15 protein-coding genes are annotated in these 24198 nt (G+C 72.8%); 5 read left to right on the plus strand and 10 right to left on the minus strand.

Annotation, left to right across the window (positions count from 1 at the left end):
* Positions 1-53: 53 nt before the first annotated feature.
* Together ACZ7DE_RS01265 and ACZ7DE_RS01270 are read right to left on the minus strand one after the other, a co-directional pair.
* Complete coding sequence (locus tag ACZ7DE_RS01265) at positions 54-371, minus strand: hypothetical protein (RefSeq protein ID WP_470756640.1); 318 nt, start codon at positions 369-371, stop codon at positions 54-56.
* A gap of 187 nt (positions 372-558) precedes the next feature.
* Entirely contained in the window at positions 559-2763 is a 2205-nt protein-coding gene (locus tag ACZ7DE_RS01270; RefSeq protein ID WP_470756643.1) for an ATP-dependent DNA helicase UvrD2, read from the minus strand.
* A gap of 193 nt (positions 2764-2956) precedes the next feature.
* Between ACZ7DE_RS01270 and ACZ7DE_RS01275 the strand changes: the two genes are divergently transcribed.
* Entirely contained in the window at positions 2957-3214 is a 258-nt protein-coding gene (locus tag ACZ7DE_RS01275; protein WP_470756644.1) for a mycoredoxin, read from the plus strand.
* A gap of 97 nt (positions 3215-3311) precedes the next feature.
* Positions 3312-4124, plus strand: coding sequence for a phosphotransferase (locus ACZ7DE_RS01280; protein ID WP_470756646.1), 813 nt, complete (start codon positions 3312-3314; stop codon positions 4122-4124).
* A 71-nt stretch (positions 4125-4195) separates the two neighbouring features.
* Here the strand turns inward: ACZ7DE_RS01280 and nudC are convergent, their stop codons facing one another.
* The 5 genes from nudC to ACZ7DE_RS01305 all read right to left on the minus strand — a co-directional run bounded on the left by nudC (position 4196) and on the right by ACZ7DE_RS01305 (position 14790).
* On the minus strand, positions 4196-5140 hold the full coding sequence (nudC, locus tag ACZ7DE_RS01285) for an NAD(+) diphosphatase (RefSeq protein ID WP_470756648.1): 945 nt from the start codon (positions 5138-5140) through the stop codon (positions 4196-4198).
* 155 nt (positions 5141-5295) lie between these two features.
* Positions 5296-6708 (minus strand): dipeptidase, encoded by a 1413-nt coding sequence (locus ACZ7DE_RS01290; protein ID WP_470756650.1) that lies wholly within the window; start codon positions 6706-6708, stop codon positions 5296-5298.
* A 10-nt stretch (positions 6709-6718) separates the two neighbouring features.
* The gene (locus tag ACZ7DE_RS01295) at positions 6719-10276 is read right to left on the minus strand and encodes a UvrD-helicase domain-containing protein (RefSeq protein ID WP_470756652.1); all 3558 of its coding nucleotides are present in this window, start codon (positions 10274-10276) and stop codon (positions 6719-6721) included.
* A gap of 231 nt (positions 10277-10507) precedes the next feature.
* Complete coding sequence (locus ACZ7DE_RS01300) at positions 10508-13987, minus strand: ATP-dependent helicase (protein WP_470756654.1); 3480 nt, start codon at positions 13985-13987, stop codon at positions 10508-10510.
* Positions 13988-14361: 374 nt separating this feature from the next.
* Positions 14362-14790, minus strand: coding sequence for an MGMT family protein (locus ACZ7DE_RS01305; RefSeq protein ID WP_470756656.1), 429 nt, complete (start codon positions 14788-14790; stop codon positions 14362-14364).
* A gap of 186 nt (positions 14791-14976) precedes the next feature.
* Here ACZ7DE_RS01305 and ACZ7DE_RS01310 point away from each other — a divergent pair, with 186 nt between their 5' ends.
* The 3 genes from ACZ7DE_RS01310 (at position 14977) to ACZ7DE_RS01320 (ending at position 20983) form a co-directional block, all read left to right on the plus strand.
* Positions 14977-17664, plus strand: a complete 2688-nt coding sequence (locus ACZ7DE_RS01310) for a lysylphosphatidylglycerol synthase transmembrane domain-containing protein (protein ID WP_470756658.1) — start codon at positions 14977-14979, stop codon at positions 17662-17664.
* 77 nt (positions 17665-17741) lie between these two features.
* Positions 17742-19286, plus strand: a complete 1545-nt coding sequence (locus tag ACZ7DE_RS01315; protein WP_470756660.1) for an alpha/beta hydrolase — start codon at positions 17742-17744, stop codon at positions 19284-19286.
* Between the two features lie 137 nt (positions 19287-19423).
* Positions 19424-20983: an alpha/beta hydrolase gene (locus ACZ7DE_RS01320; protein ID WP_470756661.1), complete on the plus strand. Its 1560-nt coding sequence runs from the start codon at positions 19424-19426 to the stop codon at positions 20981-20983.
* Between the two features lie 86 nt (positions 20984-21069).
* Here the strand turns inward: ACZ7DE_RS01320 and moeZ are convergent, their stop codons facing one another.
* The 3 genes from moeZ to ACZ7DE_RS01335 form a co-directional block, all read right to left on the minus strand.
* On the minus strand, positions 21070-22248 hold the full coding sequence (gene moeZ / locus ACZ7DE_RS01325) for an adenylyltransferase/sulfurtransferase MoeZ (RefSeq protein ID WP_470756664.1): 1179 nt from the start codon (positions 22246-22248) through the stop codon (positions 21070-21072).
* Positions 22249-22311: 63 nt separating this feature from the next.
* Positions 22312-23070, minus strand: coding sequence for a spherulation-specific family 4 protein (locus ACZ7DE_RS01330; protein WP_470756666.1), 759 nt, complete (start codon positions 23068-23070; stop codon positions 22312-22314).
* Positions 23058-24020 carry an NAD-dependent epimerase/dehydratase family protein gene (locus ACZ7DE_RS01335; RefSeq protein ID WP_470756668.1) on the minus strand — a complete coding sequence of 321 codons (963 nt, stop codon included), beginning with the start codon at positions 24018-24020 and terminating at the stop codon, positions 23058-23060. The genes ACZ7DE_RS01330 and ACZ7DE_RS01335 overlap by 13 nt, the downstream gene beginning before the upstream one ends.
* Positions 24021-24198 lie beyond the last annotated feature (178 nt).

Here is a 24198-nt window from a genome sequence, read left to right on the forward strand (position 1 = left end):
CGCGGATCCCGGATGGGGTTCCGCGGCCCTGAAGGCGCCGGCCTGATCGTCGATCAGGCTGGATCACTCCAGGGTTCTGGCCCACGGAAGGCCCACATCAGGTGGTGCTGCGTCGTCTGCTTCCGGAATCCGGCACCGGCTGCCGTGAAGGCATAGACATGCGCCTGTGCCTCTACTGCTTCCAGTGCCTTGGTCGGTCGCTCACTGCGCTCGCGGACGGGAAGATCCGCGGAGGCGGCGAAGGCGGACGCCGGTCGGGCGGCACGGATGCCGGACAGACCGGTGCCCAGGACCGAGGCGCCGAGCATGCACGTGGAGACGACCGAGCGATCGGTCAGTTTGGCGTTGAAGCTGCTGTTGATGATGATCACTGGAATCGCCTCCTCTCGGCGTCTCGGGGGACCGGGGCGAACCGGTCCGACGGATATGCAAGTACAGCACGGAAGAAGGGCCTTCGAGAAGGCCGCCGTTCCCGTGTCTAAGAACCTATGGGGATTGCCGGGGCATGCGCAAACTATTTTTTCGACGAGTTCCGATCAATCTCCCGCCCCTCGCCCCTCAGTCCTCCGCGTCGTCCCCTGCGAGGTCGTGGCCAGCGCAGATGGCCAGAACGTCGGCTCCGTAGCGATTGAGCTTGCGCACTCCGACCCCCGGGATCCGCGCGAGCTCGCCCTCCTCCTCGGGCACGGCCTCGGCGATCGCCATCAGCGTCTTGTCGGTGAAGACGCAGTACGCGGGCTGCCCGCCTCGCTTCGCCTGGACCGCCCGCCAGTCCCGCAGCCGTTCGTAGAGTCCCTCGTCCATGTCGGAGGGGCAGTCCTCGCAGCGCATCAGCTTCATCTCGCCGGCGTCGGTCAGGGTCCGCCCGCAGACCCGGCAGCGGGCCGGGGTGCGCTGGGTGCGCCGCCGCGCGACCGGTGCGCCGGCCGCGGCTCCGGTGAACCCGCGCTCGATGCCACCGGCCCCGCCCGCCCCGCCGCGGCCGGTGGCGGCGCCCGAGCCGGGACGCAGGCCGTCGAGGAAGCGGCTGGGACGGCGGGTCGGTCGGCCGCCCGGTGAGCGGGAGAGCGCCCAGGAGACGTGGAGGCGTTCGCGCGCCCGGGTGACCCCGACGTACAGGAGGCGGCGCTCCTCCTCGATCTGCTCGTCGGTCTTCGCGTAGGTGATCGGCATCATGCCCTCGGCGACGCCCACCAGGAAGACGACGTCCCACTCCAGGCCCTTGGCCGAGTGCAGGGAGGCCAGGGTGACGCCCTGGACGGTCGGGGCGTGCTGGGCGCTCGCGCGTTCGTCGAGCTCGGCGACCAGGTCGGCGAGTGTGGCGCCGGACCGGGCGGCGGCGAAGTCCTGGGCGAGGCCGACCAGCGCGGCCAGCGACTCCCAGCGCTCCCTGACGGCTCCGGAGCCGGCCGGCGGCTGCGTGGTCCAGCCCTCTCCGGAGAGGACGGCACGCACCTGCGAGGGCAGGTCGACGGCGTCCTCGAGGAGGGTGTCGTTGCCGCCGAAGCGGGCCGCGCCGCGCAGGGCGACGCCTGCCTTGCGCACCTCGGGGCGGTCGAAGAACCGCTCCGCGCCGCGCAGCTGGTAGGGGACGCCGAGGTCGGCCAGGGCCTGTTCGTAGGTCTCCGACTGTGCGTTGGTGCGGAACAGCACGGCGATCTCCGCGGCCGGCACCCCCGCGTCGAGGAGCTCACGGATACGACGGGCCGCGCCCTCCGCCTCGGCCGGTTCGTCGCTGTACTCGGCGTAGACGGGCTCGGGTCCGGGTGCGCGCTGGGAGACCAGCTCCAGGCGGTGGTCCGCGGCGCGGCCGCGAGCCTGGGAGAGCAGACCGTTGGCGAGGTGGACGACCTGGGGCGTGGAGCGGTAGTCGCGGACCAGCTTGACGACGGTGGCCCCGGGGTGCCGGGTGCGGAAGTCGAGGAGGTGGTCGGGGGTCGCCCCGGTGAAGGAGTAGATCGTCTGGCTGGCGTCGCCCACCACGCACAGGTCGTCCCGCTCGCCGAGCCACAGTTCGAGCAGGCGCTGCTGGAGGGGGCTGACGTCCTGGTACTCGTCGACCACGAAGTGCTGGTACTGGGATCGGACCTGCTCGGCGATGTCGTGCCGGTCCTGCAGCACGGCGACGGTGAGCAGCAGGACGTCCTCGAAGTCGATGACGGCGCGGGCCCGCTTGAGGTCCTCGTAGGCGGCGTAGAGCTGGGCGATCTCGGCGGGGTCGCGGGGGACCTCACGGCCGGCCTTGGCGGCGGCGAGGGCGTAGTCGGCGGGGACGGTCTGGGTGACCTTGGACCACTCGATCTCCGCGGTGGCGTCCCGCAGCTCGCCCCGGTCGAGGCGGATGCGGCAGGCGGCGGCCGCGTCGGCGACGAGCTGGATCTTGCGGTCGACGAGCCGGGGCAGGGAGCCACCGATCGCTTTCGGCCAGAAGTACTGGAGCTGACGCAGCGCGGCGGAGTGGAAGGTGCGGGCCTGGACGCCCTGGGCGCCGAGCTGGCGCAGCCGGCCCCGCATCTCCCCGGCGGCGCGGTTGGTGAAGGTGACGGCGAGCACGCTGGAGGGCTGCAGGATCCCGGCGCGGACCCCGTAGGCGATGCGGTGGGTGATCGCGCGGGTCTTGCCGGTGCCGGCTCCGGCCAGCACGCACACCGGACCGCGCAGGGCGGTGGCCACCTCGCGCTGCTCGGGGTCGAGCCCGTCGAGCACCGCGTCGGCCGAGTCCGGTGCCTGCGGGAAGAGGGGGGAGTGCGTTGCTGCTGTCACATGGCCATGCTGCCAGGTCCGCCGAGACGGCCGGGCCGGTTGTCCACAGGCGGGCCCCCGCAGTCGTACTAATGCGGCGAGTGTCACGTCGTGGACCCGCGCCCGGCCTGCGGTGGTGGGAATGGCAGCCCTCCCGCGTACGTTCCCCCTACGACCGCCCCCTCCCCCGACCCGCCGAAGGAGCACAAGAGACATGCTGGGCACTGTGACGATGTACAGCACCACGTGGTGCGGCTACTGCCAGCGGCTGAAGAAGCAGCTGGACCGCGAGGGCATCGCGTACACCGAGATCAACATCGAGCAGGACCCGCAGTCCGCGGCGTTCGTGGAGAAGGCGAATGGCGGAAACCAGACGGTGCCCACGGTTCAGGTGGTGCCCTCCAGTGGTGGCGCCGAGGTCGTGATGACGAACCCGAGCCTTGCCCAGGTGAAGCAGGCGCTCGGCGTCTGACTCGCATGACGCACACGACCCCCGACCGGCCTATCGCCGGATCGGGGGTTTCGTATGTGCAGCCCGTATGAGGCGGCTCGGCGGTAGCGTGATCGGGATGACGACCGAGGACGACGCGGACTGCGAGGCCCTTGCCGGAGGCATGGTGAACGCGGGGGCGGTCTTCCGCCGGGGTGCGGTGGTGGAACGCCCGGCACCACGCAACGCACACGCCCTCCACGCCCACCTCCTGGCGCTGAAGGAGCACGGCTTCGACGCGGCTCCGACTCCCGTGGGCCTCACCGCTGACGGCCGTGAGCAGCTGACCTTCGTTCCCGGCGACGTGGCTCTGCCACCGTTCCCGCCCTGGATGCTGACGACGAAATCTCTCGCATCGGTGGGGATCCTGCTGCGCCGCCTGCATGAGGCCGGCGCGGCCATCGCGGTCGACACGGACGTCGAGTGGCCCCAGGACCTCGCCGACCCGCAGGGAGGAACGATGGTGTGCCACAACGACGTGTGTCCGGAGAACGTCGTCTTCCGCGACGGTCGTGCCGCCGCCCTGATCGATTTCGATCTGGCGGCTCCGGGCCGTCCTCTCTGGGACGTCGCCATGGCCGCCCGCTACTGGGTGCCCATGCTCGATCCGGTATCCGCGGCTGCCCTGTATCCCGCCGAATTGGATGCGCCTGCACGGCTGCGGATCCTCGCCGACAGCTACGGCCTCTCGCCGGGAGAGCGCGCCGGACTGCCCGGCGTGATCGAACAGGCCACACAGACCTGTCGGGCCTTCGTCGCCCGCCGCGTGGCCGACGGTGATCCTGTCTACCTCCAAGCGCTGGCCGACCGTGGCGGATGGGAACGCTGGGACCGCGTGCAGGCGTGGTTGACCGACCACCGCGAGACGTTCGCGGTCGCGCTGCTGGACTGACGTGCTCGGCCGCGTCGACGGTGTGCGAAGGGCGGCCCCGAAGTCCCGGGGCCGCCCTTCTCGCCTCACGGTCAGACGAAGCTGCGAGTGGGAAGCGGCTTGCCGTACCAGAGCTCGATCAGACGGGCCGCGATGGAGATGCCGTAGGGCGGCAGGACCTCGCCCGACTCGAAGGCGGCGCCGAGCTCGTCCCGGGAGAACCAGCGGGCCTCGTGGATCTCGTCGCCGTCGACGTCGATGTCGGTGGACGTGGCGCGGGCCATGAAGCCCAGCATGAGGCTGGACGGGAAGGGCCAGGGCTGGCTGGCGACGTACTCGACGTGGCCGACGGTGATGCCGGCCTCCTCGAAGACCTCACGGCGCACGGACTGCTCGATGGACTCGCCGGGCTCCACGAATCCGGCGAGGGTGGAGAAGCGCCCTTCCGGCCAGTGCACCTGGCGGCCGAGGAGGATGCGGTCCTCCTCGTCGGTGACGGCCATGATCACCGCGGGGTCGGTGCGCGGGTAGTGCTCGGCGCCGCAGGCGGGGCAGCGGCGGATGTGGCCGGCGGCGGCGATGACCGTGCGCTCGCCGCAGCGGGAGCAGAAACGGTGGGTGCGCTGCCAGTTCTCCAGGCCGACCGCGTGCACCATCAGGCCCACGTCCCGGGGTGACAGCAGCAGGCCCGCCTCACGCAGTCCGGCCGGGCGCGCGGACTGGTCGATACGGCCGGGCAGCGCGTCCTTCTGCAGGGCGAAGTAGCTCACTCCGTCCTCGTCGGTGCCCAGGAAGTAGCGGTGCGCCTCGGTGAGGGGCGCCTCGAACGACGGGGTCATGACGAGTTCGGTGCGGCCGTCGGGCGTCTCGTCGATGAGGACCTGGCCGCCGGAGACGACGAAGCACCGCGTCGTGGGGTGGCTCCACGCCGCGGCCAGCCAGGCCTCGTCGAGCCGGTGGTGGGCGGCCCGGTCGACGCCGCTCGGCGCGGTGAGCGAGATGGGTCGATCGGCGTTCTGGTCGGTCCAGGTGGTCACGGGTACTTCCAACTCCCCCGGTGGAACGGTTGTTTCGGCGGGCGGTTCAGCGGGACGTACGGCAGGGGACGACCGGTGCGGGTGCGGTGTCACGGTGCGGAGCGGTCTTTCCAGTGTGCCCCGCGCGCGCGTGCCGTCCGCACCGAGCGGGGACGTCAGGGCGCATGACGCCAGGTCTCGGCGAGGTCGGCCCAGAGGTACGCGGTGGTCTCGACGCCCTTGAGGAGGAGGTCCAGCTCGACCTTCTCGTTCGGCGCGTGCCAGCCGTCCGACGGGACGGAGATGCCCAGGAACAGCACCGGGGCGCCGAGGACCTCCTGCAGGTCGGCGGCCGGCCCCGAGCCGCCCTCGCGGGTGAAGCGGACGGGTCCCTCGAAGGCGCGGCCCATGGCGCGCACCACGGACTGCAGAGCCGGGTGGTCCAGCGGAGTCAGGCACGGGCGCGTGGCGGGGCTGAACGTGATCTCGTGCCGGATCCCGGCGGGCAGCTGTTCGGCGGCCCAGGCGCGGACGGCCTTCTCGACGTGGTCGGGGTCCTGGCCCGCGACCAGCCGGAAGGACAGTTTGACGAACGCCGAGGACGGGATGATCGTCTTGCTGCCGGGGCCCTGGTAGCCGCCGCCGATGCCGTTGACCTCGGCGGTGGGGCGGGCCCAGACGCGCTCCAGGGTGGTGTGTCCGGCCTCGCCGTGGGCCGCGTGCGACCTGGCGGTGCGCAGCCACTGCGCCTCGTCGAAGGGCAGCTCGGCGAACAGCTCGCGCTCGCGGTCGGTGAGCTCGACGATGCCGTCGTAGAAGCCGGGTACGGCCACCCGCGCGTGCTCGTCGTGCAGGGCCGCCACCAGGCGGGCGGCCGCGGTCGCCGGATTGGGGACGGCGCCGCCGAAGGAGCCCGAGTGGATGTCCTGGTCGGGGCCGAAGAGCTGGATCTCGCACTCGGCGAGGCCGCGCATGCCGGTGCACACGGTGGGGGTGTCCTCGGACCACATGCCGGTGTCGGAGACGATCACGGCGTCCGCGGCGAGCCGCCCGGCCTGCTCCTCGACCAGGGCGCGGAAGTTCGGGGAGCTGGACTCCTCCTCGCCCTCGATGAGCAGTTTCAGGGTGACGGCCGGCGCCGGGCGTCCGGTGGCGGCGAGGTGGGCGCGCACGCCCAGGGTGTGGAAGAAGACCTGGCCCTTGTCGTCTGCCGCCCCGCGCGCGTGGAGGCGGTTCCCACGGACGACCGGCTCGAAGGGGTCGGTGTCCCAGCCGTCCTCGCGGGCGGCGGGCTGCACGTCGTGATGGCCGTAGACCAGGACGGTGGGGGCCTGCGGATCCCCGGAGGGCCACTCGGCGAAGACGGCCGGCGCGCCCGGCGTCGGCCAGACCTCGACGGTCGGGAAGCCGGTCTCCCTCAGCTTGGCGGCGAGCCAGTCCGCGCTGCGCCGTACGTCGGGTGCGTGGTCGGGCTGGGCGGACACCGACGGAATGCGCAGCCACTCGGCGAGATCGTCGAGGAACGCGGCGCGGTGCTCCTCGACGTACGTGCGGACGGCGCTGACGGCACTGTCAACGGGTTGGCTCATGGTCACGAGCCTATCGGCCCGGGCCGGCATCCTCGCCGGGTCCCTGTGCGTGCTCGGCCGGCCCGGCCCGTCCGTCGCGTGCGTTCTCGGCGGCCTCTTCCCCCGTCAACAGGCGCTCCAGCGCTGCACGATCGGGCAGCCCCTCCGGTCGGACGACGTCGCCGGTGCGCACATAGAGGAACGCCGCTGTGACGGATTCCACGGGCACACCCTGCTGCTCGGCCCAGGCGAGCCGGTACAACGCGAGCTGCAGGGGGTCGGCGGTGTGGGCGCGGTGGGTCTTCCAGTCGAGGATGTCGTAGGTCGCCGTGTCCCCGTCGCCGTCCTTGTAGACGGCGTCGATGCGGCCCCGTACGACGCGTCCGGCGAGGGCGAGCTGGAAGGGGGCCTCGACGCGGTAGGGCGTGCGGTGGGCGTACTCGGTGCGCTCGAAGGCGTCCTTGAGCGCCTCCAGGTCGCGTTCGTCGGCGATCTCGGCGTCGTCGCCGGGCAGCTCGTCCGGCCCCAGCAGGGGGAGCGTCAAGGCCTCGAAGCGGGCCTCCACCCAGGCGTGGAAGCGGGTGCCCCGGCGCGCGGCCGGTTGTGGAGGGCGTGGCATGGGGCGCGCGAGTTCCTGCGCGAGACCGTCCGGGTCCGCGGCCAGGCGCAGCACCTGGGAGGCGGTGAGGGTGGCGGGCAGCGGGACGTCGGTGACGCTCCGGCGGGCGCGCAGGAGTTCCCCTGCCAGCGCGTCGAGGTCACGGTCCCAGGAGGCGACGGCCCGGGCTTCCTCGGGGGTGAGGCGGTTCCCGCGCGGACGGGCGGCGGGAAGCTCGGGGGCCGTGGCCTGGTGGGGCACGGAGGGGCGGGCCACGGGGAGGGAGCCCGCGAAGCGCGCGTCCTCGATGGGCGCGTCTACGAAGGGCCCGTCTTCGAAGGCCGCATCCTCGAAAGGCGCGTCCTCGAAGGGGTCGGCCTCGTCGTAGGGCGGTTCGTCGTCGTCCGGTGGTGGAGGCCAGTCGGGGTCCTCGTAGGTGTCCGGATCGTGGGTGGCCGCGGGGTGGCCGTCCGCGTGCGCGGCGAGGTCCTCCAGGTGGGCGAGGACGGTCTCGGCGGCGGCGCGGCGGCGGGCCAGGGCGGCGTCGTCCAGCGGGAGCGGCCAGACCTGGTCGACGGTCGCCCGGTGCAGGCCGGGGTTCTCCTCGCCCTCCTGCGGTTCGTCCGCCCAGGCCTCGATCTCGCCGTGTCCGGCCGCGCAGTGGTCGTGCAGGGCCAGCAGGAAGCCGGACGGGCCGCGTGGCTTCTTCTGCGTGGGACCCCACCAGTGGCCGGAGCCCAGGAGCAGGGACCGGGGGCGGGTGAAGGTGACGTAGCCGAGGCGGAGTTCCTCGGTGTGCTGATGGTCCTTCATGGCCTCGTGGAAGGCCTTCATGCCCCGCGCGTCCCAGGAGTCGACCTCGGGGAGCGTGTCGGCGTCGCCGCGCAGCTCGTGCGGCAGCACCTTGGCCTGGGCCGTCCACTTCTCGCGGCCCTGACCGCTGGGGAAGGTGCCGGTGACCAGGCCAGGGACGACCACGACGTCCCACTCCAGGCCCTTGGACTTGTGCGCGGTGAGCACCTTGACGGTGTTCTCGCCGCCGGGCAGGGCGTTGTCGAGGCCCTTCTCGTACTGGGCGGCGGTGCGCAGGAAACCGAGGAAGGCCAGCAGGCTCGCCTCGCTCTCGTTGGCGGCGAAGGAGGCGGCGACGTCGAGGAAGTTGGACAGGGTCTCGCGGCGGCGGGCTGCCAGGGCGTGCGGGGACGCCGACAGTTCGACCTCCAGCCCGGTGACGGCCAGCACCCGGTGCAGGACGTCCATCAACGGGTCGGCCAGGGAGCGGCGCAGGTCGCGCAGTTCCGTGGCGAGACGCGCGAAGCGCACGCGCGCGTCCGGCGAGAAGGGCAGCCCGTCGTCGTCCCCGGCGCGGTCGTCGCCGTACAGGGGCGTCTCCAGGAAGGTGTCGAGGGCGTCCGCGAGCGATATCACCTCGGACGGGTCGACCCCCTCGACGGCCTCGGCGAGGCGGCGGTCCGGGTCGTCGTCGCCGTCCCCGCGCGCGTGGGTGACCAGAAGCCGGGCCCGCCGGCCCAGGAGGGCGAGGTCGCGTGGGCCGATGCGCCAGCGCGGGCCGGTGAGCAGCCGGACCAGGGACGCATTGGCTCCGGGGTCCTGCAGGACCTCGCAGACGGCGACGAGGTCGGCGACCTCCGGCAGGTGCAGGAGTCCGGACAGGCCCACCACCTCGACGGGGACGTCCCGGGCGACCAGGGCTCCCTGGATCTCCGCGAAGTCGGTTGCCGTGCGGCACAGGACGGCGATCTCACCGGGCGCCGTGCCGGTGCGCACGAGATGGGCGACGGAGTCGGCGATCCAGTCCATCTCCTCGGCGTGCGTGGCCAGGAGGGCGCATCGCACCACCCCGTCGCGTTCGGCTCCGGGGGCCGGGCTGAGCGCCTCCACGCCCGCGTGCATGGCGCGCAGGGGCTCGGCGAGACCGTTGGCGAGGTCCAGCAGACGGCCGCCGCTGCGTCGGTTCTGACTGAGCGACTGGCGTCGGGCCCTGCTTCCGTCGGCGTGCGCGAAGTGCTCGGGGAAGTCGTCGAGATTGGCGACGGACGCGCCGCGCCAGCCGTAGATGGCCTGGCAGGGGTCGCCGACGGCGGTCACGGGATGGCCGGTGCCGCCGCCGAAGAGACCGGCGAGGAGGATGCGCTGGGCCACCGACGTGTCCTGGTACTCGTCGAGCAGGACCACGCGGAATTCGTCCCGCAGCAGGGGACCCACTTCGGGAACCTGGGCGAGTCGCGCCGCCAGGGCGATCTGGTCGCCGAAGTCCAGCAGGTCGCGCTCGCGCTTGGCGGTCCGGTAGCGCACCACCAGGTCGGCCAGTTCGCGCCGGGCGGCGGCCGTCTCGGGCACCTTGCGCAGGTCGGCGTTGGTGAGTGCGGCGCCGTCCAGGGTGTGCAGCAGTTCGGCGTCCCACCGGCGCAGGTCCTCGGGCCCCACGAGGTGTTCGGCGAGTTCGGCGTCCAGTGCGAGGAGGTCGCTGATCAGATCGGCGAAGGAGCGGGTGAGCGACGGGTAGGGGCCGGGCGCCTCGCGCAGTACGCGCGCGGCGAGCTGGTAGCGGGTGGCGTCGGCGAGCAGACGGGCCGTCGGCTCCAGGCCGATGCGCAGGCCGTGGTCGGTCAGCAGGCGGCCGGCGAAGGCGTGGTAGGTGGAGATCACCGGCTCGCCCGGCGGGTTGTCGGGGTCGATGACGTCGGGGTCGGTGACGCCGGCCTTGATCAGTGCCTTGCGGACGCGTTCGGCGAGTTCTCCGGCGGCCTTGTTGGTGAAGGTCAGGCCGAGGACCTGCTCCGGGGCGACCTGGCCGGTGCCGACCAGCCACACCACGCGCGCGGCCATCACCGTCGTCTTGCCCGACCCGGCTCCGGCCACGATCACCTGCGGGGCGGGCGGCGCGGTGATGCAGGCCGTCTGCTCCGGGGTGAAGGGGATCCCGAGGAGCTCCTTGAGCTGCTCGGGATCGCTGATACGGGCGGGCATGTGGAGAGGCTAGCGGCGGGCACTGACAGTCGATGACAAATCGCCCGCCGTCCCTGGGGAGGCGCAGGTCAGCACGGGTGGTGCGGTCCGTCACACCACCGGTGGGGTGGTCCGTCACACCGGGTGCGGCGGTTCAGCACACCGGTGCCGCGGTCCGTCGCGACACCGGGTGCTGCGGTCTGTCGCGCCGGTGCCGCGGCGTGGACATGTGCCGGGTCCGCCGACGCCCGCTCACTCGACGACGTGCCGGCCCTCGGGCCGGGCGCTGCACGAGGCCCGGAACGCGCAGTGGGCGCACTGCTGGCCGGCGGTCGGGGTGAACCGCTCGTCGAGGACCTTGCCGGCCGCCGTGGCGAGGAGGTCGCCGACCCACTCCCCCTCCAGCGGCTCCTGCGCCTGCACCTTGGGCAGCTGGTCGCCGCCGTCGCGCTTGGCGGCGCCCTGGCGCAACTGGACGAGTTCGGCGCCGCCCGGCGTGGGCCGGACGCCGTCGAAGGCCTCGTCGACGGCTCCTTCGCGCACGGCGAGCTGGTAGACGGCGAGCTGGGGGTGGCGTTCCACCTCGCGGGCGGTGGGCGCCTGCTTGCCGGTCTTGAAGTCGACGACATAGGCGCGGCCGTCTCCGTCCGCCTCGACGCGGTCCATCTGTCCGCGGATACGGACCTCGTACTCGCCCGCCTCCAGGGTGACGTCGAAGTCGTGCTCGCTGGCGACGGGCGTGCGGCCCGTGCGGTCCATCACATGCCACTGGAGGAAGCGTTCGAGCGCCACGCGCGCGTGCGCCTTCTCCTGCGAGGACTTCCACGGTGCGTCGAAGGCGAGGGCGTTCCACACGGAGTCGAGGCGTTCCATGAGGACGTCGAGGTCGGCCGGGGTGTGCCCGGAGGCGACCTCGTCGGCGAGAACGTGCACCACGTTGCCGAACCCCTGGGCGACGGTCGCGGGGGCGTCGGCCTTCACCTCGCGGCCCAGGAACCACTGCAGGGCGCAGGTGTTGGCGAGTTGGTCGAGAGCGCTTCCGGAGAGCACGACGGGCTGGTCGCGGTTGCGCAGCGGCACCTTGCTCTCGGTCGGCTCGAACATGCCCCACCAGCGGTAGGGGTGGGCGGACGGCACCAGCGGCCTGCCGTCCTCGTCGGCGAGCGCGGCCAGCCGGGCGAGACGGCGGGCGGCGGCCTCCCTGAGCGCGGCCGAGGCGCGCGGGTCGACCGTCGTGGCGCGCAGTTCGGCGACCAGCGCGGCGACCGACAGGGGGCGACGGGGGCGGCTGGTGACGTCCCTGGGCTCGACGCCGAGTTCGGTCAGGAAGCGGGAGGGCTGGTCGCCGTCGTCCGCGGGCGCCTTCACCGCGGTGACGACGAGCCGCTCGCGCGCGCGTGTCGCCGCCACGTAGAAGAGTCGGCGCTCCTCCGCGAGCAGCGCGCCCGGGGTGAGCGGCTCGGCGAGTCCGTCGCGGCCGATGCGGTCGGCCTCCAGGAGCGAGCCGCGCCGGCGCAGGTCCGGCCACAGTCCTTCCTGGACGCCGGCCACGACGACCAGGCTCCACTCCAGGCCCTTGGCCCGGTGGGCGGTCATCAGGCGGACCGCGTCGGGGCGTACGGCACGCCGGGCGAGGGTGTCGGCGGCGATGTCCTCGGCCTCGATCTCGGCGAGGAAGTTGAGGGCTCCCCGGCCGCCGGTGCGCTCCTCCGCGCGCGCGGCGGTGGCGAACAGCGCGCACACGGCGTCCAGGTCGCGGTCGGCGTTGCGGCCGGCCGCTCCGCCGCGCCGGGCGGCCCGCTCCAGACGCGCGGGCCAGGGGGTGCCGTCCCAGAGGTCCCACAGCGCCTCCTCGGCCGTGCCGCCCCGCGCCAGGCGCTCACGGGCCGTCGCGAGCAGCGCGCCGAGGCGCTGGGCGCCGCGCGCGTAGGCCGGGTCATGGGCGACCAGCCGCTCCGGCTCGGCCAGCGCGCGGGCGAGCAGGACGTCCGAGGGCGGCGGCAACGGGTCGCCGGCGGCGCGCTCCTCCTCGCGCAGGGCCCGTCCGAGGCGGCGCAGATCGGCGGCGTCCATGCCGGCGAGGGGCGAGGCGAGCAGGGTGAGGGCGGTTTCGGTGTCGAGCCAGCAGGCGCCGGCATCGTCGGCGTCCCGCGCACCCTCCGGGGCCTGCCCTGCCTCCGCGTCCCGCGCACCCTCCCGGGCCTGCCCTGCCTCCGCGTCCCGCGCACCCTCCGGGGCATGCGCCGCCTCCGCGCCCTCGGCGTCCCGCGGACGGTCCGGGGAGTCCGCGCTCTCGGCGGTCCCTGTGTCCGCGTCCGCCGACGGCGGCGGCGGTGAGGCCACTGCCGTCGCCACCGCCCGCAGGGCCGTCAGCAGGGGTGCGACCGCCGGCTCGTGGCGCAGGGGGAGGTCGTCGCCGTCGATGTCGAGGGGCACCCCGGCGGCGGTGAGGGCGCGGCGCACGGTCGGGATCGTGCGGGAGCCGGCGCGGACCAGGACGGCCATCTCGCCCCAGGGCAGGCCGTCCTCCAGGTGGGCGCGGCGCAGGATGTCGGCGACGTTGTCCAGCTCGGCGCCCGGGGTCGGGTACGTGTGCACCTCGACACTGCCGCCGTCGCGGGCGGCGGCCAGTTCACGGTGGGCGCGGACCTTCTCGGCCGGCAGACGGGTCAGCGGCATCCGCTGGGTCAGCAGCCGGGTGGCCGCGAGGAGGGCCGCCCCGGAGCGGCGGGAGGTGCGCAGGACCTCGACGGGGGCCGGGCGGCCGTCGGGGCGGGGGAACGCCTGCGGGAAGTCCAGGATGCCGTTCACGTCGGCGCCGCGGAACGTGTAGATCGACTGGTCGGGGTCGCCGAAGGCGACCAGGGTGCGACCGCCGCCGGCGAGCGCGTGCAGCAGCCTTACCTGGGCCGGGTCGGTGTCCTGGTACTCGTCGACGAACACGGCGTCGTACTGCGCGGCCAGCCGCTCGGCGACCTCGGGCCGGTGGGCGAGGAGGACCGCGCGGTGGACGAGTTCCGCGTAGTCGATCACGCCGTGCAGGTCGAGCACGTCGAGGTATTCGGCGAGGAACGCGGCGGCGGCCCGCCAGTCGGGACGGCCGATGCGGTGGGCGAAGTCGTCCAGGGACGCGGGGTCGAGGCCCAGCTCGCGGCTGCGGGCCAGCACCGCGCGGACCTCGTCGGCGAAGCCGCGGGTGGTGAGACAGGCGCGCAGCTCGTCCGGCCAGCGCACGTGCGCGAGGCCGAGCCGCTGCAGGTCGAGCTGACCGGCGAGCATCTCGCGGACGGCCACGTCCTGCTCGGGGCCGGACAGCAGCCGCAGGGGCTCCACGAACAGGTCCGCGTCCTGGTGGGCACGGACGAGGGCGTAGCAGTACGAGTGGAAGGTGGTCGCCTGGGGCGCGCGGGCGGCGCCCATGCGCTGCGCCATCCGGTCGCGCAGTTCGACGGCGGCCTTGCGGCTGAAGGTGAGCACCAGGACGCGCGCGGGGTCGCCGCCGCGCGCGATCCGGGCGGCCACGGACTCGACGAGCGTGGTGGTCTTCCCCGTGCCCGGACCTGCGAGGACGAGCAGCGGGCCGGAGCCGTGGTCAACCACGGAACGCTGTGCGGCGTCCAGACGAGGGGGAACCACCCGGGCCGCCGGGGTACGCACCAGTCGGTAAGCGCCACGGTTCCCCTGTCGCCCCAGGGGGTGCGACAGGCGCCTGGTGGAGGAAGAGGAGCTCACGTGGTTCGCCGGTCCTGGTGGGTGTGCTGGTTGACGGAGCAACGCTCGGGGAGAACGGTGATCGCGGGATGAGGGGGACGCGTGCAGCCGACGCTACGCCGACGGACCGCCCGGAAGGATGGCTTCCGCTTCTTCCCGCGCGACCCCTGCGACCCGAACGACCCCAGCGGCCCTTGCGGCCCGCGCGACCTTTGCGAACCTCAGGGCCCTCGCGGCTCGCAAGACCCTCACAGCCCTCACAGCCCTCTGGGCCCGCGTGCCACGCGCGTCCCTCGCCCCTCGAACGTACGCCATGGCGCGGACGTGCCGTGCATGCGCGGTTTCCCCCGTACGGACCACAAGATCCCCCCGGTCTCCCCCGATGGCGGAAGCTGTCAGGTGTGACCTTCCGCGCCTTCGCCGCCGTCCCATCTGGCCCGCTTCATATCGAGGCGCGGCACATGGCCCTCGGCGGTCCTGCTCGCCTGCTTCAGCGGTGTGCCCTCGGCGCGGTAGTGGTTCAGCGCACGCAGCTCGTGGCCGGGGAGCAGCACCCCGTCCGCGCGCACGACACGCCACCACGGCGCGGCGCCGCCGTAGAGGGCCATCACCCGGCCGACCTGTCTGGGCCCGCCCTCCTCCAGCCACTCCGCGACGTCCCCGTACGTCATGACCCGCCCGGGCGGGACCAGCTCCGCGACCTCGAGGACCCGCTCGGCGTACTCCGGCAGCGCGTCCGTGTACTCGGGGACGGCGTCCGTGTACTCCGGGAGGGCGCCGTCGTACTCCGGGCGGGCGTCGTCCGGAAGGCTCTGCTCGCTCATCCGCCCCATCCTGCCCCACCGCACCGACAATGCGACGGGCCCGCGCCCGTGTGTGCCTCTCGCCCCCGGGCGGCGTCTCGGGCAGACTGTCCGCCCCCGCATTTGCACCCTGATGCCCCCGTGTGTCGGTGGGGCATGCCACCATCGTGCGGGCGGTGACCGGTGATACGAGATCAAGAAGAGACGATGAAGCAGCAGGGCGTGCATCCTGAGGACACGGAGGGCACCTCTGACGCTGCGTCGCGCCCGGACGTCGCCGACGAGGCACGGGAGGAGGTGCACATCGACGAGGTCGAGGGCGACGAACCCCTGCTTCCCGCGCGCGTGCACCGGCCCTCCGATCTGATGCGGCTGCTGGTCGGCGTGCTCGCCGTCGTCGTGCTCCTGGGCATCGCGGCCTTCGCGCACGGTACGACCTCGGGCCTCGAACAGGACATCAACAAGGGCACCGGACAGGCGCCCGACCTCCTCATCAAGATCGCGGGACTGGCCTCCAGCATCGCGATCCTGCTGGTGCCGGTCGCGTTCGCGATCGAGCGGCTCATCAAGCGGGACGGGCTGCGCATCGCCGACGGTGTGCTCGCCGCGGTCCTCGCGCACGGTGTGACCCTCGCCACCGACCTGTGGGTCGCCAAGGGCGCTCCGGACTCGATCCAGGAAGCGCTCACCCAGCCGTCCCCCGGTGACATCCACGCCCTCACCGACCCGGTGCACGGCTACCTGGCGCCCGTCATCGCCTACATGACGGCCGTCGGCATGTCCCGTCGGCCGCGCTGGCGCTCGGTGCTGTGGATCGTGCTGCTGCTGGACGCCTTCTCGATGCTCGTCACCGGCTACACGACGCCGTTCTCGATCATCCTCACGGTGCTGATCGGCTGGACGGTGGCGTACGGAACGCTGTACGCCGTCGGCTCCCCGAACGTGCGCCCCACGGGACGGACGCTGATGGCGGGCCTGCGGCACGTGGGATTCCGGCCGGTGAGCGCGGCCCGCGAGGAGGGCCCCGACGCGGCGGAGCACGACCGCGGGCGGCGGTACTTCGTCACCCTGGAGGACGGCCCGCCGCTGGACGTCACGGTGGTCGACCGGGAGCAGCAGGCCCAGGGTTTCTTCTACCGCGCGTGGCGCAACCTGACCCTGCGCGGCTTCGCCACCCGCAGCAGCCTGCAGTCGCTGCGCCAGGCGCTGGAGCAGGAGGCGCTGCTCGCCTACGCGGCCATCGCGGCCGGCGCGAACGCGCCGAAGCTGATCGCGACCTCGGAGCTCGGGCCCGACGCGGTGATCCTCGTCTACGAGCACACCGGCGGCCGCACCCTCGACTCGCTGGCGGACGACGAGATCACCGACGATCTGCTGCGCAACGCCTGGCACCAGGTGCAGGCGCTGCAGTCGCGGCGCATCGCGCACCGCAGGCTCGCGGGGGACGCGATCCTGGTGGATCGTTCCGGCACGGTGATCCTCACCGACCTGCGCGGCGGCGAGATCGCGGCCGGCGAGTTGCTGCTGCGCATGGACGTCGCCCAGTTGGTGACGACGCTGGGGCTGCGCGTGGGCGCCGAACGGGCGGTGGCCTCCGCGGTGGGGGTGCTCGGACCGGACGCGGTCGCGGACTGCCTGCCGATGCTCCAGCCCATCGCGCTGACCCGCTCCACGCGCGCGACACTGCGCCGACTGGCACGCGAGCGTGCGCAGCGGGAGCGCGAGGCGGTCCTGGAGGCCTCCCAGCAGGCCAAGCAGGCACGCCTGGAGGAGACCGGGGCCGGCACCGGGACCGTCGTCCTGGAGAAGTCCGGCAAGAAGGCCGAACGTGCGGAGGCGCGGGCCGAGAAGCGGGCCATCGACGAGGCGCTGGAGGAGGCGCGCGAAGAGGACCTGCTGACTCAGATCCGGCACGAGGTGCTGCTGATCCGCCCCCAGGCGCCGGTCGAGCCGGCCCGGCTGGAGCGAGTGCGGCCGCGCACCCTGATGAGCTTCATCGCGGGCGCCATCGGCGCGTACTTCCTGCTGACGCAGCTCACGCACATCGAGTTCGGCCCGCTCATCGAGAACGCCGAGTGGGGCTGGGTGGCCGCCGCCGTGCTGTTCTCGGCACTGAGCTACGTCGCCGCGGCGATGAGCCTGCTGGGCTTCGTGCCGGAGCGGGTGCCGTTCCCGCGGACCGTGGCGGCGCAGGTCGCCGGGTCCTTCGTGAAGATCGTCGCCCCGGCCGCGGTCGGCGGAGTCGCGCTCAACACGCGCTTCCTGCAGCGCGCGGGAGTGCGGCCGGGGCTCGCGGTGGCCAGCGTCGGCGCCTCGCAGTTGTTCGGGCTCGGCTGCCACATCCTGATGCTGCTGTCGTTCGGATACCTCACCGGCACCGAGAAGACGCCGTCGCTGTCGCCGTCCCGCACGGTCATCGCGGGTCTGCTCACGGTGGCGGTGCTCGTACTCGTGGTGACCTCGGTGCCGTTCCTGCGGAAGTTCGTCGCCACGCGCGTGAGGTCGCTGTTCGCCGGCGTCGTGCCGCGCATGCTCGACGTGCTCCAGCGGCCGCAGAAGCTGGTCACCGGCATCGGCGGCATGCTCCTGCTCACCGCGTGCTTCGTGATGTGCCTGGACGCGTCGATCCGCGCGTTCGGCGACGAGACGACCTCGCTCAGCATCGCCAGCGTCGCCGTCGTCTTCCTCGCCGGCAACGCACTCGGCTCCGCCGCACCGACGCCGGGCGGTGTCGGCGCCGTCGAGGCGACCCTGACGGTCGGTCTCATCGCGATCGGACTGCCCAAGGAGGTCGCCGCTCCCGCGGTCCTGCTCTTCCGTCTGCTGACGCTGTGGCTGCCGGTGCTGCCGGGCTGGCTCGCCTTCAACCACCTGACCCGCAAGGGCGCCCTGTGAGGGGGGAGCCCTTGCGGCCGTAGCTCGTACGGACCGCGCCCCGCGCGTGTGCCCGCACGCGACCGCAGGATGGGATCATGCCGAACCCCTCCCGCCTGCGCGCCGCTGCCTTGACCTCCACCTCCCTGTTGCTGTTCTCCCTGGTGGCCGGCTGCGACGACGACGCGCGGGACGGGGACCTGACGGCGCAGAAGCTGAGCTGGAAGGACTGTCCCGCCCCGTCCCGGGCGGAGGGCGGCGGCAGCGCCCCCTCTCCGCTGCCCGACGGCGACACCTGGCAGTGCGCCACCATGAGGGCGCCCCTCGACTGGGCCGACCCCGAGGGCGACACCATCGGCATCGCCCTGATCAGGGCCCGGGCCGCCGGCGCCGAGAGCCGCCGGATCGGCTCGCTGGTCTTCAACTTCGGCGGTCCCGGCGGCTCGGGCGTCTCCGCCCTGCCCGCCTTCGGAGACGAGTACGCGACCCTGCGCACCCGGTACGACCTGGTGAGCTTCGACCCGCGCGGGGTCGGCCGCAGCGCCGGCGTGCGGTGCGAGAACGACCAGCAGCTCGACGCGTACTTCCAGCAGGACGCCACACCCGACGACGCCGCCGAGCGCACCGCGCTGCTGGAGAACACGAGGGAGTTCAACGAGGCCTGCGAGAAGAAGTCCCGGAAGACGCTGGCGCATGTGCGGACCACCGACGCCGCCCGCGACATGGACCTGATGCGCCAGGTGCTCGGCGACGACCGGCTGTACTACTTCGGCATCTCCTACGGCACCGAGCTGGGCGGCGTGTACGCCCACCTGTTCCCGAAGAACGTGGGGCGGGCGGTCTTCGACGCCGTCGTCGACCCGACGCAGACGTCCGAGCAGGGCTCGCTCGGGCAGGCGAAGGGTTTCCAGCTCGCACTCGACAACTTCGCCGAGGACTGCGCGGCCAGGACGGAGGGCTGTCCCGTCGGGGAGTCCGCGCAGGACGTGAAGGACCGGATCGCACAGCTGTTGAAGACCCTCGACGACAAGCCGATCCCGGGCGTCTTCCCGCGACAGCTGACCCAGAGCGCCGCGACCAACGGCATCGCGCAGGCCCTGTACTCCAAGGACTTCTGGGACTACCTCACCGAAGGCCTGGAGCAGGCCTACTCCGGGGACGGCAGGACTCTGCTGCTGCTGTCCGACCTGATGAACGGCCGCAGCGAGAACGGCGAGTACAGCAACCTCACGGCCGCCAACGTCTCCATCAACTGCGCCGACGACAAGCCGCGTTACTCCACCGATTACGTGGAGGAGAGGCTGCCGCGCTTCCGGGCCGCGTCCGGCCTGTTCGGGGAATTCCTGGCCTGGTCCATGGTGAGCTGCACCGACTGGGCCGTGCCGGGCGCCGCCGACCATCCGGACGTGAGCGCGCCGGGGTCGGCGCCGATCCTCGTCGTGGGCAACACCGGGGATCCGGCGACGCCGTACGAGGGGGCGCGCAGGATGGTGGAAGCGCTGGGCCCGGGCGTCGGGGTCGAGCTGACGTACAAGGGACAGGGCCACGGCGCGTACGGCAGCGGGAGCAAGTGCGTGCAGGGGGCGGTGGACGGCTACCTGCTGAACGGGAAAACCCCGGCCGCCGGGACGGTCTGCTCCTGACGCCCCCTCCCTAATCCCCGGAGAATCCGCAGGTCAAAAGGTTATCCACAGGCCCGGACGGGCGGGCCCCGCGCCGCCTAACATGGCCTGAAGCCGTCCGCCACCGAGCGCGGAAGGCCTGGGAGGGGGGAGCTCACATGGTGCGATTCGTACGGTGGACGGCGCTGGGGGCCGCCGCCGCCCTGCTGGTGGCGGGCTGCAGCGGCGCCGCGTCGGACGGGGACGGCAAGGGGAGCAGGGCCGGCGCCCGTTCCTCGACCGGCTCCTCCGCGACGGCGGGCACGACGGAGGCACTGCCCGCCGCGCTGACCGGGCAGAAACCGGCCTGGAGGCGCTGCAAGGCCACCGCGGACTCCGCCGCACCGGGCGACGACTGGCAGTGCGCCACCCTGAAGGCGCCCCTGGACTGGTCGAAACCGGACGGCGACACGATCGGCATCGCCCTGGTGCGGGCCAAGTCCCGCGCCCACGGGCGCGACCGGGCCGGCTCTCTGCTGTTCAACTTCGGCGGCCCCGGCGGCTCGGGCGTGTCGACGCTGCCCTCCTACGGCTCCACGTTCTCCTCGCTCCGCGAGCGCTACGACCTGGTGAGCTGGGATCCGCGCGGGGTCGGCGCCAGCGAGGGCGTCCGCTGCCGCAGCGACAAGGACATCCAGGCCGCCGAGTCCCTGGACTCCACCCCCGACACCCCGGCGGAGGAACAGGCGTACTTCCAGGACGCGACCGACTTCGGCAAGGGCTGCGAGAAGGCGGCAGGCGAGCTGATGGCGCACGTGTCGACGACCGACACCGCCCGCGACATGGACCTGATGCGTCAGGTGCTCGGGGACCGGAAGACGCACTACTTCGGCATCTCGTACGGCACCGAACTCGGCGGTGTGTACGCCCACCTGTTCCCGAAGAACGTGGGGCGGCTGATCCTGGACGCCGTCGTCGACCCGAGCGCCGACTCGGTGGGCCACGCTCAGAACCAGGCACGCGGCTTCCAGCGGGCGCTGGACGACTACCTCGAGTCGACGGGCCGGGACCCGGCGGAAGGCAGCAAGGAGATCGCGGACCTGCTGGACCGGCTCGACGCCGCGCCGCTGCCCACCTCGGACGGGCGCAGGCTGACGCAGACGCTCGCGGTCACCGGCATCGTGCTGCCGCTGTACAGCGAGCAGAGCTGGCCGAGCCTGACGAGCGCCCTGGCGGCGGCGAAGGACGGGGACGGCACCGAACTCCTGACGCTGGCCGACGGCTACAACGAGCGCGACCCCTCGGGGCACTACGGCACGACGACCCACTCCCAACGGGTCATATCGTGCCTGGACGACAAGCAGCGGCCGACCGCGGAGGAGACGAAGAAGCGGCTTGCGGAGTTCGAGAGGATCTCGCCCGTGTTCGGGGACTTCCTGGGCTGGGACACGGCCGGCTGGTGCCACGACTGGCCGGTGGCCGGGCAGTACGACACCCCGGAGGTGAGCGCGGCGGGCGCGGCGCCGATCCTGCTGGTGGGCAACACCGGGGATCCGGCGACGCCGTACGAGGGCGCACGGAAGATGGCGGACGAACTCGGCAGGGACGTCGGGGTGCTGCTCACCTGGAAGGGCGAGGGTCACGGCGCCTACGGGAGCGGGAGCACCTGCGTCGACTCGGCGGTGAACGCGTACCTGTTGAAGGGCACGGTGCCGAAGGACGGCACGGTCTGTTCATGACGACGGCGGGGGCTTCGCGCACTCGTGGTACGCGAAGCCCCCGCCGGTCCGACCGGTTGGCCCGGTGGGCGGTGCGAGCTGTGGGGTCAGTAGATCGGCTTGCTCGGCTCGATCTGGTTGACCCAGCCGATCACGCCGCCGCCGACGTGCACGGCGTCCGAGAAGCCCGCGGACTTCAGCACCGCGAGCACTTCCGCACTGCGGACACCCGTCTTGCAGTGCAAGACGATCTTCTTGTCCTGCGGCAGCCCCTGCAGGGCGGTGCCCAGCAGGAACTCGTTCTTCGGGATCAGCTTGGCGCCCGGGATGGAGACGATCTCGTACTCGTTCAGCTCGCGGACGTCGATGATCTCGATGTTCTCGCCGTCGTCGATCCACTCCTTGAGCTGCTTGGGAGTGATCGTGGAGCCGGCCGCCGCCTGCTGGGCCTCCTCGGAGACGACGCCGCAGAAGGCCTCGTAGTCGATGAGCTCGGTGACGGTCGGGTTCTCGCCGCAGACCGCGCAGTCGGGGTCCTTGCGGACCTTGACCTGGCGGTACTGCATCTCCAGGGCGTCGTAGATCATCAGGCGGCCGACGAGCGGCTCGCCGATGCCCGCGAGGAGCTTGATGGCCTCGTTGACCTGGATGGAGCCGATGGACGCGCACAGCACGCCCAGGACGCCGCCCTCGGCGCAGGAGGGGACCATGCCCGGCGGCGGGGGCTCCGGGTAGAGGCAGCGGTAGCAGGGGCCGTGCTCGGACCAGAAGACGGACGCCTGTCCGTCGAAGCGGTAGATCGAGCCCCACACGTACGGCTTGTTCAGCAGCACACACGCGTCGTTGACCAGGTAGCGGGTCGCGAAGTTGTCCGTGCCGTCGACGATCAGGTCGTACTGGCTGAAGATGTCCATCACGTTCTCGGCCTCGAGCCGCTCTTCGTGGAGGATCACGTTCACGTACGGGTTGATGCCGAGGACGGAGTCACGGGCGGACTCGGCCTTGGAGCGGCCGATGTCGGCCTGGCTGTGGATGATCTGCCGCTGCAGGTTCGACTCGTCGACCTCGTCGAACTCCACGATGCCGAGCGTGCCCACGCCCGCCGCGGCCAGGTACATCAGCGCCGGCGAGCCCAGGCCGCCGGCGCCCACACAGAGCACCTTGGCGTTCTTCAGCCGCTTCTGCCCGTCCATCCCGACATCGGGGATGATCAGGTGGCGGGAGTACCGGCGAACCTCGTCTACGGTGAGCTCAGAGGCTGGCTCGACCAGGGGTGGCAGCGACACGGGGACTCCGTTGGTCGGTCGATCACTACGGTTGTTCTCCCCGTAACACTGCCATGGCCTTCTTCATTCCGAGACACCTGTTCCGATCCGCGAGACGATTTCGTCCCAGTAGCCGGGCATGGTCTCCCAGGGGTCGGTCAGGCCGCCTCGATCGGTGCCGTCCGTGAACCAGATCGTCCCGGCGCCCTGCCAGCGGGCGATGCGCAGCGCCTCGTCGAGATGCCCGCGCGGCACCCCGTGCACGAGGTGGCAGAAGCGCTCCGGCGGATGCTCGGCGGTCCATTCCGCCACCTGCGACCAGCGGTAGTCGCTCCACGGGCCGCAGAAGGTGACCAACTGGTCGGCGTGCTCGGCGTAGCCGGGGTACGGGTGGGTCCCGTGTCCGAGGACGAGGTGGAGTGCGTCACGGAGCGTCCGGAGTGCGCCGGTCGTGCGGCTCAGTCCGGCGAGTTCGGCGCGCTCGGCCGGGCAGCGGTCCAGGAGGAAACCGTCGACCTGGTACCAGTCGAGGTACCGCTGCGCGTCGGAGATCAGCTCGGCGAAGGCGCGGGCGCCGTGGAAGGCGTCGAGACGCCCGAGGACCCGGACGCCCGCGTTGTGCAGCCGGCCCGCGGATTCCAGGCAGCGCGGATCGGGGCGGACGCCGGGCCCGTCGGCGACGTCGAGGACGACCCAGTGCAGGGGCCGGCCGGGACGGGTGAGTTCGGCCCACTCGGCCGGCGCGAGGAGGGGGTGGGCCAGGCCCGGGACGCCGAGGCCGGTGCGGACGTCGGTGGACCCGGCGCTCGCGGTGCCCGCGGGCGTTCCGGTCAGATACGACATGCCGCCTCCATCCAGATGTCGGCGAGGGACTCCTCGAGGTTGATCCGGGGTCGCCAGCCGAGCCGGTCGCGGGCGGTGCGCACGTCGGCCTGCTGCCAGCTGCCGCAGCCGTCCGGGTACGGGTACGCGACCGGGCCCGCGTGGTCGGGCTCGGGGCGGGGATGGCCGATGGCGCTCCTGAGGTGGCCGCCGGGCGGGCCGTCGAGTTCGTGGAGGGAACCGCCGTACCCGGCCACGCGCGCGAGGACGGAGGCGGCGTCGCGCAACCGCACGGCGCGGCCCGAGCCGATGTTGATGACACCCTGCGCGGCGGAGAGCGAGGCGGCGTGCACGGCGCGGGCGACGTCGCGGACGTCGATGAAGTCGCGCTGGACGCCGAGGCCGCCGAGCTTGAGTTCGCCGTCGCCGGACTGCATGGCGCGGCGCATGGCCTCGGCGAGCCGGCCCAGCGGAGAACCGGCGGGTGTGCCCGGACCGGCGGGCGAGAAGACCCGGAGCACCACGGCGTCCAGTCCGGAGCCGAGGACGAGTTCGGTGGCGGCGAGTTTGCTGACGCCGTACGGGCCGCCGGGGCGGGGCACGGCGTCCTCGGCCGTGGAGGAGCCGGGCTGGCTCGGGCCGTACTCGGCGCCGCAGCCGATCTGCACCAGCCGGGCGCCGCAGCCGCTGCGCCGCAGGGCCTCGCAGACGGTGGCGACCGCGACCGTGTTGTGCCGGGTGAGTTCGCGGGCGCCGCCGCGGGTGGTGCCCGCGCAGTTGACGACGACCTGGGGGTGGACCGCGTCGAGGAAACGGGTGAGTGCGCCGGGGCTGCCGGACGCGAGGTCGAAGCGGACGTCGGCGTCGTCTCCGCGGCCGAGCGCGGTGAGCTGGACGGCCGGGTCGGCGAGCAGACGGTCGGCGACGAAGCGGCCGAGGTAACCGTTGGCTCCGATCAGCAGGACCCTCATCGTGCGGCTCCCGGGGTGTGCGTCGCGGCTGTCGCCGGGGCGGCGGGGGCTCCGGTCGCCCCGGGTGCTCCGGCTCCTGTGACCGCGGGGGCTCCGGCGACCGCGGGTGCCCCGGCGGCTCTGGTCGCTCCGGATCGGGAGGTGGTCATCTGTTCTCTCCTTCAGGGGTGTTGCGGTG

This window comes from Streptomyces sp. NPDC037083, assembly GCF_055606485.1.

Bases quoted from the DNA above. Each gene is read 5' to 3' on its own strand.
- ACZ7DE_RS01330 (WP_470756666.1), bottom strand. From the start codon at position 23,070: ATGTCGTATCTGACCGGAACGCCCGCGGGCACCGCGAGCGCCGGGTCC.
- ACZ7DE_RS01280 (WP_470756646.1), top strand. From the start codon at position 3,312: ATGACGACCGAGGACGACGCGGACTGCGAGGCCCTTGCCGGAGGCATG.
- ACZ7DE_RS01315 (WP_470756660.1), top strand. From the start codon at position 17,742: ATGCCGAACCCCTCCCGCCTGCGCGCCGCTGCCTTGACCTCCACCTCC.
- ACZ7DE_RS01310 (WP_470756658.1), top strand. From the start codon at position 14,977: ATGAAGCAGCAGGGCGTGCATCCTGAGGACACGGAGGGCACCTCTGAC.
- ACZ7DE_RS01305 (WP_470756656.1), bottom strand. From the start codon at position 14,790: ATGAGCGAGCAGAGCCTTCCGGACGACGCCCGCCCGGAGTACGACGGC.
- ACZ7DE_RS01320 (WP_470756661.1), top strand. From the start codon at position 19,424: ATGGTGCGATTCGTACGGTGGACGGCGCTGGGGGCCGCCGCCGCCCTG.
- ACZ7DE_RS01275 (WP_470756644.1), top strand. From the start codon at position 2,957: ATGCTGGGCACTGTGACGATGTACAGCACCACGTGGTGCGGCTACTGC.
- ACZ7DE_RS01295 (WP_470756652.1), bottom strand. From the start codon at position 10,276: ATGCCCGCCCGTATCAGCGATCCCGAGCAGCTCAAGGAGCTCCTCGGG.
- ACZ7DE_RS01335 (WP_470756668.1), bottom strand. From the start codon at position 24,020: ATGAGGGTCCTGCTGATCGGAGCCAACGGTTACCTCGGCCGCTTCGTC.
- ACZ7DE_RS01290 (WP_470756650.1), bottom strand. From the start codon at position 6,708: ATGAGCCAACCCGTTGACAGTGCCGTCAGCGCCGTCCGCACGTACGTC.